The following is an 11,857-nucleotide window of genomic DNA, read 5'->3' on the forward strand; positions in this document are numbered from 1 at the left end:
CGAGACAGGCGTGACCATGGCGAGTGATATTCTGATTGTCGACGATGAAGCCGATATCCGGGAGCTGGTAGCCGGCATCCTGGATGACGAGGGCTTCACGACGCGAACCGCTCGCGACAGCGATTCGGCGCTGGCCGAGATCGCCGGCCGCCGACCCAACCTCGTGTTTCTCGACATCTGGCTGCAGGGCTCCAAGCTCGACGGCCTGCAGCTGCTGGAGCAGATCAAGAAGGATCATCCGGACCTGCCGGTCGTAATGATCTCGGGTCACGGCAACATCGAGACCGCGGTCGCCGCGATCAAGCGCGGCGCCTATGACTTCATCGAGAAGCCGTTCAAGTCCGACCGGCTGATTCTGGTCGCGACCCGTGCGCTGGAGACGTCGCGGCTGAAGCGCGAGGTGCGCGAGCTCAAGCAGCTGGCGCCGACCGCGAGCACGATGACCGGCCGCTCGCCGTCGATGAACCAATTGCGCCAGACCATCGAGCGCGCCGCCAAGGCCAACAGCCGCATCCTGATCGTCGGTCCGCCCGGCTCCGGCAAGGAGCTCGCCGCGCGCACGCTGCATGCCCAATCGCCGCGCGCCGAGGGACCCTTTGTCGTCATCAACGCTGCGGCGATCACGCCGGAGCGGATGGAGGAGGAGCTGTTCGGCGTCGAGCAGTCCAACGGCGAGCAGTCGCGCAAGACCGGCGCGCTCGAAGAAGCCCATGGCGGCACGCTGTTCGTCGACGAAATCGCCGACATGCCGCGGGAGACGCAGAACAAGATCTTGCGCGTGCTGGTCGACCAGACCTTCCAGCGCGCGGGGGGCACCACCAAAGTGCACGTCGACGTGCGCATCATCTCGTCGACCGCGCGCAATCTCGAGGAGGAGATCGCCGCCGGCCGCTTCCGCGAGGACCTCTATCACCGCCTGTCGGTGGTCCCGATCCGCGTCCCGCCGCTGTCCGAGCGGCGCGAGGACATTCCCGAACTGATCGACTATTTCATGGACCAGATCTCGGTCACGACCGGACTGCCGAAGCGGCAGATCGGCCAGGATGCGATGGCGGTGCTGCAGTCGCATGTCTGGCCCGGCAACGTCCGCCAGCTCCGCAACAATGTCGAGCGCGTGATGATTCTCGCGGCCGGCGGGCCGGAGGTGATCATCACCGCCGACATGCTGCCGCCGGATGTGGGATCGATGGTGCCGGCCATGCCCACCAGCAACAATGGCGAGCACATCATGGGCCTTCCCCTGCGCGAGGCGCGCGAAGTGTTCGAGCGCGACTATCTGATCGCGCAGATCAGCCGGTTCTCCGGCAACATCTCGCGCACTGCCGAGTTCGTGGGCATGGAGCGATCAGCGCTGCATCGCAAGCTCAAGGCCCTCGGGGTGGGCTGACGGTTCCAGGTCGGCCAAACTTGCCGGGTGGGACGAATTTACGTTGGAAAATTCGTCCGGGCCTGAAGTTTTACGGATGAATCCGGGTCTTTTGGAACCGGTTTCCCTGCATTCGGCTTGCCTAATATGCTCGCCTGTCTTCTAATCCGGCGTCCCATGATCCCTCGAGGGGGATCTCAATGGATCATGGGCCACCGCGGCGGTTCCGAGACCTGCAATCGGGGCGTCATGGGATCAATAAGAAAAAGCACAAGACTGCGAGATAACAACGATGGCGGCAGACCGCGCACAGAACCTTCAAGACACCTTTCTCAACCATGTTCGCAAAACCAAGACGCCGCTCACGATCTTCCTGGTCAATGGCGTGAAACTGCAGGGGATTGTCACATGGTTCGACAATTTCTGCCTGCTGCTCCGGCGCGACGGTCACTCGCAGCTCGTCTACAAGCATGCGATCTCCACCATCATGCCCGGCGCGCCGATCCAGCTGTTCGAGGGCGGCGAGGACGCTTCTGCGTGAGAGTGACCTGATTGGAACCCCGCGATCGCGAAGGGACCATCGGCCTCGCGAGGCCAGATGACAACAAGAGGAGCGGGCTGGTCATCGTGGTCGGCCCTTACTTGCGAGCGCGCCGCGGCGACGATGGCGCGCAAGCGAGCAACGCCGACATGCGTGATTTCGAAGCCCGAATCGACGAGGCCGCCGGCCTGGCGCGGGCGATCGACCTTACCGTCACGGAGGCGATCCTCGCGCCGATCGGACAGATCCGCCCCGCGACCTATCTCGGCAAAGGCAAGGTTGACGAGATCGCGGGCGTGATCGCCGGGCAGGGGGCCGAGCTCGTCGTGATGGATTGCGCGCTGTCGCCGATCCAGCAGCGCAACCTGGAGAAGGCCTGGAACACCAAGGTGCTCGACCGCACCGGGCTGATCCTGGAGATCTTCGGCCGCCGCGCCAAGACCAAGGAAGGCGCGCTGCAGGTCGAGCTCGCGCATCTCAACTATCAACGCAGCCGCCTGGTGCGTTCCTGGACCCATCTCGAACGCCAGCGCGGCGGCTTCGGCTTCATGGGCGGTCCGGGCGAGACCCAGATCGAGGCCGACCGCCGGCTGATCGGTGACCGCATCACCCGGCTTGAGAACGAGCTGAAGAAGGTTCAGGCGACGCGGCGGCTGCACCGCGCCGGACGGCAGCGCGTGCCGTATCGCGTGGTGGCGCTGGTTGGTTACACCAATGCGGGCAAGTCGACGTTGTTCAACCGTCTCACCCGCGCCGACGTGCAGGCCGCCGACATGCTGTTCGCAACGCTCGATCCGACGTTGCGGGCAATCACGCTGCCCCATGGCGGCAAGGCGATGCTGTCGGACACCGTGGGCTTCATCTCGAACCTGCCGACGCAGCTCGTCGCGGCATTCCGCGCCACGCTCGAGGAGGTGCTGGAAGCCGACGTGATCCTGCATGTGCGCGACATGTCGCATGAGGACGCCGAAGCGCAGCAGCATGACGTCGAGCTGGTGCTCGGCCAGCTCGGCATCGATCCCGAGGCCACCGACACCATCATCGAGGTCTGGAACAAGATCGACCGGCTCGACGAGGCGGCGCGCGAGAACCTCGCCAACATCGCGAGCCGGCGGCCGCCGGAGCGACCGTGCCTGCTGGTGTCTGCCCACACCGGGGAGGGCGTCGACGCGCTGCTGCAGGCCATCGAGGACCGGCTTGCCGCGGCCCGGACCACGCTCGATCTGACCATCGACGCCGCCGACGGGGCCGGCATCTCCTGGCTCCACCGTAACGCCGAGGTGCTGAGCAAGGAGCTCCACGAGGGCCACTACGACATGACGGTCCGCGTCGACGCCACCAAGCGCGATATCGTCGTCGAGCGCTATCATGGCGTGCCCAGGGTGGCGTGAGCTGCGCGTTTGTTTGCTCTCCGTGCAAGCCACCTCGAGGTCGCCGACCTCTAAGTCCCCGACGTCCACCGACGCGGCTACAACGGCGTGATGTTGACGTGCAGCACCGCGGCGCGGCCGTCGTCCAGCGCTGCAAGGCAGCCCTCAATCGCCGCATCCAGCTTGTCGGGATCGTCGACCCGCTCGCCATGGGCTCCGAACGCGCAGGCGATGTCGGCGAGACGACGCTGCTCGTCCTGACGCCCTGTGCAGAGCCGGGAAAGAAACGAATCCGTCTGCTGTGCGACACCGTCCGGATAGACGCGTTGCACCGAGGCCTTCACCGCCTGCCAGCCGTTGTTGTCGAGGATCACGGAGAAGATCGGCAGCCGGTACTGCTGGGACACGGCGTAAACCGAATCCGGCGCAGCGAAATGGAAGGCGCCGTCGCCGACAATCTGCACCACGCGGCGCGAGGGATTGGCGAGCTTCAGTCCAAGCGCCATGCCGCCGCTGAAGCCGAGCCCGCCGCCGGCGAGGCCCACATAGGTCATGGGCTTGGTGCGGCGCAGCTGCTGTTGCAGCACCGGCGCGTTGCGGACGGCCTCGTTGACCACGATGTCGTCCTCCGACAGCAATGCCTGCAGCCGCGCGAACAGATGGGCCGGGTTGATTGCGCCAGGGGATCCCTTGTTTGCAGCGGCCGCCATCCGCCTGGCCTGCGCGGCCTCGCGCGCAGGCCTCCAGCTGGCGATCCGATCACGCACCTTCCGCATGTAGGAATCGTCGCCTCGGGCGATGACGATCTCCAGCACCTGGCGCAGGATGACCGCGGAATCGCCCTGAATGCGCAGGTCGGTGGCAAATCCCCACATCGGGATGTCGGCCTTGAGGGCGTCGATGTCGATCTGGATCCAGCGCAACCGATCGGCTGATGGCAACAGCTGTGGAATGAACGGCACGTCGATGTCGATGAGGAGCCCGAGGTCGGCGTCTGCGACGAGCGTCACCGGGTCGGAGCCGGCGAAGCAGGGCGAGTCCTGGCAGATGTTCATCGTGATGGGGTTGAACTCGACGACCCGGATGCCGCAGACCAACGCCAGCCGATCGAGCACCGAAACGGCTTCCGCGCTGCGCCCGAGATAGGACGTCAAGGCGACCGGGTTCTTCGCCGTCATGAGCGCGTCTGCCACGGCTTGCGCTCGCTCCGGTTCGATGCCTCCGGCTCTGACGCTGCCGTAGCGTGCGGGCAGGTAGGCCGGCATTGCGTCGTCGTCCCAGCACTCGGCGAGCACTTCGCGCGGCAGCATCATGTAGACCGGGCCGGGCGGATCGCTCTGCATGAACGCGGCCGCGCGAGCCAGCGCCTCCTTGACGACGACTCCCGAGGGCAGCGTGTACTCCCATTTCACGTAGGGACGCACGATGCTGCCCTGGTCGAAGCTGTCCTGCACGAAGTGGACATAGGTGTCGCGTCCGCCCGGCAGCTCGCCATGCAGCGCGAAGGGGGCTCGTCCCGCAAACAGCAGGACCGGCAGCCGGTAGCGAAACGCGTTCTGGATGGCCATGCAGGCGTTCGCCGTTCCGGCATCGACGTGAACGAACACGGCCTGGCCGTGTCCGGTCGTCATCGCGTAGCCCATCGCCATGTGCACCGCGACCACCTCGTGGGGACACAGGATCACCTCGGGATGGCTGCGACCCTCGCTGTCCCAGCGCGCGATCTCCTCGATCAGCGAGACATGATCGGTGCCGAGATTGGCAAAGATGTAGTCCACGCCGAGGTCGACGAGGGCCTCGAGGAAGTAATGCGCGGCGCGATGGCGCGTGGTGGCGCGGGACTGCGGATCAGGCGAGGGCAGCTTCGTCACGGTGCGTGGTCCCCAGTTCATTGGCATTGCCGCGCAGGCGATCGAACAGGCGCCCGGGCGCATGCGGTGCGGTCATGCCGCGCCAGGCGATGTGCGAGTCCGGCCGTATCAGGATCAGGCTCTCCGCAAAGCCATAACCGGCCCTGGCGCGATCGACGTCGACCAACGCCAGCGGCACGCCTTGGCAGGCTGCCGCATCGACCAGGCCTGCGGCATCGACGCTCGGGTCGAACCGGACCAGCGTGTAGGCCGGCCCCAGCGCGTCCAGCAGCGAGCGCCCATCGGGCAGCCAGACATGCGGCGCGCGTGCGCCCGGTGCCGTCGACGCGGTGAAATGACCCATGCCGTAGGGCGGCGGCGTTTCGCCATCGTAGCAGATCGCCGGCGACCGGTCGTAGTAGTAGCCGAAGTTCAAGCCGGCGCAGCAATATTGCTGCACGTTGAGATCATAGGCGGCCTTGCCGACCTTGCTGCGCGCCGCGTCGCCGACCGGACCATCGATCTCTACCTCGGCAGGTACGGAGCGCCTCTGACTCATGACGGCGAGCGCGTGGTTCATCGCGAAATGCGAGACCTGTTCGGTGATTGGCTGCCGCTCCGCTTCATAGGCGTCGAGCAAAGCAGGGCTGGCCCAGCCGCTGATGACGCCGGCGAGCATCCAGCACAGATCGACCGCATCGGCGATGCCGGCATTCATGCCGTAGCCTGCATAGGGAATCCACAGATGTGCGGCATCGCCGCAGATGAAGGCGCGGCGATCCCTGAAGCGGTCGGCGACCAGGCGGCGGCCGATCCAGTCCTCCTTGCTGATGATCTCATACTGGAAGCGGTCGTCGACGCCGAGGATGGTGCGCAGCGCCCAATCGCGATCCACGCTGTCGAACTCGACCTCTTCCGCCGCGAGATGGTTGTGGATCAGCCAGTTGTCGCGGCCATCGATGGCGACGGTGGTGCCGCAGCGGCGCGGATTGAGCGACATCGTCATCCACGCCGGCTTCTGGGTGATCAGCTCCTTGAGCGCCGGGGCATGGATGTAGGTCGACTGCACCCGCTGCACCACGTCGGTGCCGCTGAGGCGTGAGCCGATCAGCTTGCGTACAATGGAGCGGCCGCCGTCGCAGCCGATCAGGTAATCGGCGGAGATGATGATCTCCTGATCGGCGTCGAGATCGCGCGCCCGCGCGATCACGCCGTCGTCGCGCTGGTCGAAATGATCGAGCTGGACCCGGTTGAGAATTCGGATCTCGCGTTGCGCCTGCGCACAGGCGAACAGGATGGGCTCGAGATAGATCTGGTTGATGCGATGGGGCGGCTCCGGCGTCGGCCAATCGGTGTCCGGTCCTCCCGTCGCCGTGTAGCGGTCCTGGCGGGATGGGATCGGGATGCGCGTCAGTTCGCGGCCGACGACCGCGGTGCGATAGGCACAGTCATTCGGAAAGTCGGCCGGCAGGCCGCCCTCCCGGACCTCCCGGACGATGCCGAGACGGCGGAACACTTCCATCGAACGCGCGGAAACGTGGTTGCACTTGACGTTGGGCGGCTCGCCGGCGCGCCGGATCTCGGCGACCACGACGTCGATGCCGCGTGAGGCAAGGTCCATGGCGGCGGTCAGTCCGACCGGACCGGCGCCCACGATGAGGACCTGGGTTTGAATCGTCTTCATGTCAATCTCTCTTGCTTTGGATTTAGGCCCGCTCAGGTGTGGAGAGCACACCCTGCTGCACGTCGTCGGAGGTCGGGAGACGGCCGCGCATGCCGAGAAAAGCGAGGCCGAGGATCACCAGCGCCGAGCACAGCTGCGGCACCGCGCTGGCCTGGAACAGCGCGGCAACGTCCCAATGCGCCGCGAGCATCAAGCCGCCCAGGGTGACGCCGAGGATGGAGCCAAAGCGGCCGATGCCCAGCGCCCAGCCGATGCCGGTGCCACGGATGTAGGTGGGGTAGATGCGCGCGGCATAGGCGTTGCAGCCGATCTGTCCGCCGATCACCGCCACGCCGGCGATGAAGACGGCCGGCACGAGGATCGGCAATGATGCGCCCGCGATGCCGATGGTGACGATCGAGAGGAAGCCCGCGACGTAGGTCGCGAACAGCACGCGATCGAAGCCGAACCGTTCGATCAGCAGGCCGAGCCCGATCGTTCCCAGCATTCCGCCGAGCTGGAACGCAATGCCGACGGCGATCGCCGCCTGGACGTCGAGACCGACACCATGCGTCAGCGTCGGCAGCCAGCTGTTGAGGAAATAGATGTCCATCATGTTCATGAAGAACATCACCCAGAGCAGCAGCGTCGGCAGCAGCCGCCGCTTGGTGAACAGCTGCGGCAGGAGAAAACCCTTGCCGCTCTCCTCGACAATCGTGAAGCGCTCATCGGCGGCGAGCGTCGCGGACGGATCAATGCGCATCAGCAAGGTGCGCACGCGGTCGCTCTTGTTGTTGTCGAGCGCCAGCAGCGACAGCGATTCCGGAAGCCAGATGATCAGGACCGGACAGAGGATGAGCGGCAGAGTGCCGCCGATCAGGAAGATGACCTGCCAGCCATAGGCGGTGATGAGCCGGGCCGCCACCGCGCCGCCGATCGCCGACCCCAGCGACACCGTCATGAACATCAGCATGATCAACAGGGTCCGGCGACGCTGCGGCGAATACTCGCCGGTCAGGGCGATCGTATTGGGCAGGACGCCGCCGAGCCCGATGCCGGTGACGAACCGAATGATGACAAGGTCGGATACGCTGGTCGCCTGGGTCGTCGCCAGCGAGCCGAGCGCGAAGACGAGAACGCCGGCGATCACCAGCCATTTTCGCCCGAGATAGTCGGCGAGGGCGCCGAACACCAGGGAGCCGATCATCACGCCGAACAGGGATGCGCCAAAGACTGGACCGAGCGCGCCCGGCGCGAGATGCAGGTCCTTGCTGAGCGCGGGCGCGACGAAGCCGAGCGCCTGGGCATCGAAGCCGTCGAGCCCGACCACGAGCGCGCACAGGCAGACGACACGAATCTGAAATGCCGACAGCGGTCGTTCGTCGACGTAGCGCGTGAGATTGATCCCTTGCGTCAAGTGTTCCTCCCCCGTTTTGCGTTGTTGTTGCAACCGTCCCGCCCGTCGCGGCACAGGCGGTTTTGCAAATATGTTGCATGATCAAACTCTTTCGATTAGCCACAAAATTCTCATTCATTCATGAGGAAAGCTAATGCCCCCGAGCCTGCGGCAATTGGAGGCGCTGGTCCTGGTGTATCGGCTCGGCAGCATCACCAAGGCCGCCGCCGAAATGCGCGTCACGCAATCGGCCATCAGCCTGCTGATCCGGCAGATTGAGGAAAATTTTCAGCTCAAGCTGTTCGACCGGACGACGCGCGCCCTGCATCCGACGGCAGCGTGCCGGGAAGCGATCATGGCTGCCGAGCGCATCCTGGCGGGCGCGCAGGGATTGTCGCGCAGGATGCGCGATCTGGCCGAGATCAAGGCTGGGCGGATTTTTATCGCCGTGTCAGCCGGCGTCGCTTCGGCGCTGCTGCCCCGGGTGTTTTCGACGTTTCGCTCGTGCCATCCGGAGGTCAGCATCGATCTGCTCGACGTCGCGCCCGATGAACTGCTCGCTGTCGTGATGGATGGGCGTGCCGAATTCGGCCTCGGCAGCGTCGAGGACGAGGGGGTGCCGGAGGCGCGTGTCGAAACGCTGATGCGAAGTCCGCTGTCGGCCATCGGGATCAAGGATGGCAAGTTCGAACAGCAACGTGGTCTGACATGGGACCGCATCATGAGCGCGGACGTGATCACGATGCGCCATGGCACGCGAATCCGCCATCAGATCGACGAGGCGCTGGCACAGACCGGGCGAGCGCTGAAGCCTGCGTGGGAAGTGTCGCTGATCACCACCGCGCTGGCGCTCACCGCCGAAGGGGCTGGCATCAGCATCCTGCCCGGGCATATGTTGCCGAAGGCACAATTCCCGACGCTGGCCGCCGTCCCGCTGTCGCAGCCGACGATCTATCGACACGTCTCCTTGCTGAGCCGCGCCGACTTTGGATTGTCGCCGGCGGCACAGCGCTTTGTGGAGATCGCAAAAGACCTCCTCTCGAGCAAGGCTGGCTGATGTCGCCGCGGAGCGGCGGCGCTAGGTCTCCAGGCGCTTCGCCTCGTTCCACAACTCGTCCATCTCGTCGAGCGAGGCTTCCTCCAGCGTGCGGCCGTTCGCGGCCAGTGTCTGCTCGATAAAGGCGAAGCGGCGTTCGAATTTGGCGTTGGTCCCCAGCAAGGCGGTCTCGGGATCGACGTCGGCATGACGGGCGAGGTTGACCAGGGCGAATAGGAGATCGCCGGTCTCCGCGCTCAGCTCGGTCGCATCCCTCTTGTCGAGCGCGGCCTCGATCTCGTCGGCCTCCTCGCGGATCTTCTGCAGCACGGCGCGCGGATCCTTCCAGTCGAAGCCGACCGTGGCGGCCTTGCGCTGCAGCTCCATCGCGCGCACCAGTGCCGGCTGCCCGGCCTTGATGCCCGACAGCAGCGAGGCCTTGCCGGTCTGCTCCTCGGGCGGCCGACGCGCGGCGCGCTCGGCCTTTTCCTCGGCCTTGATGCGGTCCCAGGTGCCTTTGGTCGGTTGGGTGACATTGCCATCCTTATCCGGGAAGACATGCGGATGGCGGCGGATCATCTTCCTCGTGATGCCCTCGACGACGTCGCCGAACGCGAACGCGCCTTGCTCCTCGGCGATGCGGGCGTGATAGACCACCTGCAACAGCAGGTCGCCGAGCTCCTCGCGCAGGTCGTCGAGATCGTTGCGCGTGATCGCGTCCGCCACCTCATAGGCCTCCTCGATCGTGAAGGGTGCGATCGTCTGGAAGGTCTGCTCGACGTCCCATGGACAGCCGGTCACGGGGGTGCGCAGCGCCGCCATGATCTCGATGAGGCGTGAGATGTCGCGGGAAGGGGTCATGGCGAGTCCTGAAGCAGCAATCGTTCCGCCCCTGTATGCCTCAAGCCATCTGCAGCTCCCAGCGAAAAGGCGATGCAACGCCGCAGGACAGCGGGTTGGCCGCATCAGGCGATGGTGCTAAGCGGATGCACATGAGCGACACGCATGACATGACGGCCCTGGTGCTGTTCTCGGGCGGCCAGGATTCCACGACCTGCCTGGCCTGGGCGCTCGACCGCTTCGCGCGCGTCGAGACGATCGGCTTCGATTATGGTCAGCGCCATGCGATCGAGCTCGATTGCCGGGTCCGTCTGCTGGACGGACTTGCGCAGCTGCGGCCGGAATGGGCCGGCAGGCTCGGCGACGGTCACACGCTGGAGATTCCCACGCTGTCCGCGATCTCCGAGACTGCGCTGACGCGCGATGTCGCGATCGAGATGGGTGCCGATGGCCTGCCCAACACGTTCGTCCCAGGCCGCAACCTGGTGTTCCTGACCTTCGCCGCCGCCTTGGCCTATCGGCGCGGCATCAGCCACATCGTCGGCGGCATGTGCGAGACGGATTATTCCGGCTATCCCGATTGCCGCGACGAGACCATCAAGGCGCTGCAGGGTGCGCTCAGCCTCGGCATGGCGCGCCGCTTCGAGCTGCACACGCCGTTGATGTGGCTCTCGAAGGCGGCGACATGGCAGCTGGCCTATGATCTCGGCGGAAGAGATCTGGTCGACCTGATCCGGGATCAGTCACACACCTGCTATCTCGGTGAGCGAGGTGCGCGCCACGATTGGGGGTATGGCTGCGGTACGTGCCCCGCCTGCGATCTGCGCGCCAGGGGATGGCACGAATACATCGCAGGGAGCGCACAGTCCTGACCCGACGCGGGCCAGGAGGCCCGGCGTAGGCGTGATTGGCGGTTGAACTCAGGCTGCCTCGTGGTCCGACGGCTCGCGCTGGCTGACGATGACGAGATCGTTGTCTGCAACGTCGTGACCATCGTCGACATCGTTCGCGGCAGCGGACGCGGCCTTCGCGGCGAGACGGGCCGTGATGTCGTCATTGCCGTCGCGGCTGGCCTTTTCCCAGGCCGGCGCATTGAGCACGACGATGTCATCGTCATGGACGGCCTCGGCATCACGATCGACGGGAACGATCGAGGGCGACTCGACGGCCGCTTCGACGACGCGCAGCGCCGGTGCGCCGGCTTCTTCCGGCTCGGCGACGTCGTCATCCGCGGCCTCAGCCTCGACGGCCGCTTCCGCGTCGTTCGCAGATGCGGTCTCCATATCCGGCTCGGCGGAAATGTCCGGCTCGGCGGAAGCGATCTCTTCTGCCGGCGCCTCCAGCTCGGCGTCATCGGCTTGCGCGCTGGCCACGACTGCCGCGGTCTCCGGCGCCTGTGACGCCGATTCCGCCTCGCTGCTCGGCTCGGCTGCCGCATCATCATTGGCGGCCAGTCCGAGATGCTGCGAGATCTCCTTGATCACCTTGTCGATGGCCATCAGCACGCGGTATTCCGGAATCGAGGCCATGTGCTGCTCGAACCGGTTGCGCGCATATTGCAGCGAGTCGATCACGTCGGCGGCGATGCTGGAGCCCGAGGCCTCGGTGCCGTGCAGCGCGCCGGCGGCCTTCTCGGTCGAGCTCTCGATCAGCAGGAAGGCCTCATATTGCGGGATCGATTTGAGCTTCTCGTGATAGTCCCGGCGCACGCCAGCGAGCGTGTCGACGATAGAAGCGAAAGACTCAGGCGCAGGCATTACGGCGTCCCCTCAACTTCCTCAGAAAGCATGCGGGA

At 65.6% G+C, this 11,857-nt stretch carries 10 protein-coding genes; 5 read left to right on the plus strand and 5 right to left on the minus strand.

All coding sequences use genetic code 11. The features are described from left to right. The first annotated feature begins 16 nt into the window (after positions 1 to 16). The 3 genes from ntrX to hflX all read left to right on the plus strand — a co-directional run bounded on the left by ntrX (position 17) and on the right by hflX (position 3,298). Positions 17 to 1,387, plus strand: a complete 1,371-nt coding sequence (gene ntrX / locus ACVIJ6_RS30075; protein WP_012044140.1) for a nitrogen assimilation response regulator NtrX — start codon at positions 17 to 19, stop codon at positions 1,385 to 1,387. 271 nt (positions 1,388 to 1,658) lie between these two features. After that, a complete protein-coding gene (gene hfq, locus ACVIJ6_RS30080) occupies positions 1,659 to 1,907 on the plus strand; it encodes an RNA chaperone Hfq (protein WP_006613906.1) in 249 nt (82 codons plus the stop codon). A gap of 11 nt (positions 1,908 to 1,918) precedes the next feature. Continuing rightward, positions 1,919 to 3,298: a GTPase HflX gene (gene hflX, locus ACVIJ6_RS30085; RefSeq protein ID WP_456775671.1), complete on the plus strand. Its 1,380-nt coding sequence runs from the start codon at positions 1,919 to 1,921 to the stop codon at positions 3,296 to 3,298. 77 nt (positions 3,299 to 3,375) lie between these two features. Here the strand turns inward: hflX and ACVIJ6_RS30090 are convergent, their stop codons facing one another. Genes ACVIJ6_RS30090 through ACVIJ6_RS30100 form a run of 3 tightly spaced genes read right to left on the minus strand, consistent with a single transcriptional unit; the run spans position 3,376 to position 8,207 of the window. Next, positions 3,376 to 5,211 (minus strand): thiamine pyrophosphate-requiring protein, encoded by a 1,836-nt coding sequence (locus tag ACVIJ6_RS30090; RefSeq protein ID WP_456775672.1) that lies wholly within the window; start codon positions 5,209 to 5,211, stop codon positions 3,376 to 3,378. Further along, entirely contained in the window at positions 5,126 to 6,811 is a 1,686-nt protein-coding gene (locus tag ACVIJ6_RS30095; RefSeq protein ID WP_456775673.1) for an FAD-dependent oxidoreductase, read from the minus strand. Before ACVIJ6_RS30095 ends, ACVIJ6_RS30090 begins: the two co-directional genes overlap by 86 nt. A 22-nt stretch (positions 6,812 to 6,833) precedes the next feature. Continuing rightward, the gene (locus ACVIJ6_RS30100) at positions 6,834 to 8,207 is read right to left on the minus strand and encodes an MFS transporter (protein ID WP_456775674.1); all 1,374 of its coding nucleotides are present in this window, start codon (positions 8,205 to 8,207) and stop codon (positions 6,834 to 6,836) included. 133 nt (positions 8,208 to 8,340) lie between these two features. Between ACVIJ6_RS30100 and ACVIJ6_RS30105 the strand changes: the two genes are divergently transcribed. Then, positions 8,341 to 9,243 (plus strand): LysR family transcriptional regulator, encoded by a 903-nt coding sequence (locus ACVIJ6_RS30105; protein ID WP_456775675.1) that lies wholly within the window; start codon positions 8,341 to 8,343, stop codon positions 9,241 to 9,243. A 21-nt stretch (positions 9,244 to 9,264) separates the two neighbouring features. Here the strand turns inward: ACVIJ6_RS30105 and mazG are convergent, their stop codons facing one another. Beyond that, complete coding sequence (mazG, locus tag ACVIJ6_RS30110) at positions 9,265 to 10,083, minus strand: nucleoside triphosphate pyrophosphohydrolase (RefSeq protein WP_456775676.1); 819 nt, start codon at positions 10,081 to 10,083, stop codon at positions 9,265 to 9,267. Positions 10,084 to 10,214: 131 nt separating this feature from the next. Between mazG and queC the strand changes: the two genes are divergently transcribed. Further along, positions 10,215 to 10,934: a 7-cyano-7-deazaguanine synthase QueC gene (queC, locus tag ACVIJ6_RS30115; RefSeq protein WP_456775677.1), complete on the plus strand. Its 720-nt coding sequence runs from the start codon at positions 10,215 to 10,217 to the stop codon at positions 10,932 to 10,934. 48 nt (positions 10,935 to 10,982) lie between these two features. Here queC and ACVIJ6_RS30120 read toward each other — a convergent pair whose 3' ends face one another. After that, positions 10,983 to 11,819: a hypothetical protein gene (locus ACVIJ6_RS30120; RefSeq protein WP_456775678.1), complete on the minus strand. Its 837-nt coding sequence runs from the start codon at positions 11,817 to 11,819 to the stop codon at positions 10,983 to 10,985. Between the last annotated feature and the right edge of the window lie 38 nt (positions 11,820 to 11,857).

The organism is Bradyrhizobium sp. USDA 4369, from assembly GCF_054056435.1.

Excerpts from the sequence above, each read along its gene's own strand:
- ntrX (WP_012044140.1), top strand. The coding sequence starts at position 17 with ATGGCGAGTGATATTCTGATTGTCGACGATGAAGCCGATATCCGGGAG.
- hfq (WP_006613906.1), top strand. The coding sequence starts at position 1,659 with ATGGCGGCAGACCGCGCACAGAACCTTCAAGACACCTTTCTCAACCAT.
- ACVIJ6_RS30090 (WP_456775672.1), bottom strand. The coding sequence starts at position 5,211 with ATGCGCCCGGGCGCCTGTTCGATCGCCTGCGCGGCAATGCCAATGAAC.
- ACVIJ6_RS30095 (WP_456775673.1), bottom strand. The coding sequence starts at position 6,811 with ATGAAGACGATTCAAACCCAGGTCCTCATCGTGGGCGCCGGTCCGGTC.
- ACVIJ6_RS30105 (WP_456775675.1), top strand. The coding sequence starts at position 8,341 with ATGCCCCCGAGCCTGCGGCAATTGGAGGCGCTGGTCCTGGTGTATCGG.
- mazG (WP_456775676.1), bottom strand. The coding sequence starts at position 10,083 with ATGACCCCTTCCCGCGACATCTCACGCCTCATCGAGATCATGGCGGCG.
- queC (WP_456775677.1), top strand. The coding sequence starts at position 10,215 with ATGAGCGACACGCATGACATGACGGCCCTGGTGCTGTTCTCGGGCGGC.
- ACVIJ6_RS30120 (WP_456775678.1), bottom strand. The coding sequence starts at position 11,819 with ATGCCTGCGCCTGAGTCTTTCGCTTCTATCGTCGACACGCTCGCTGGC.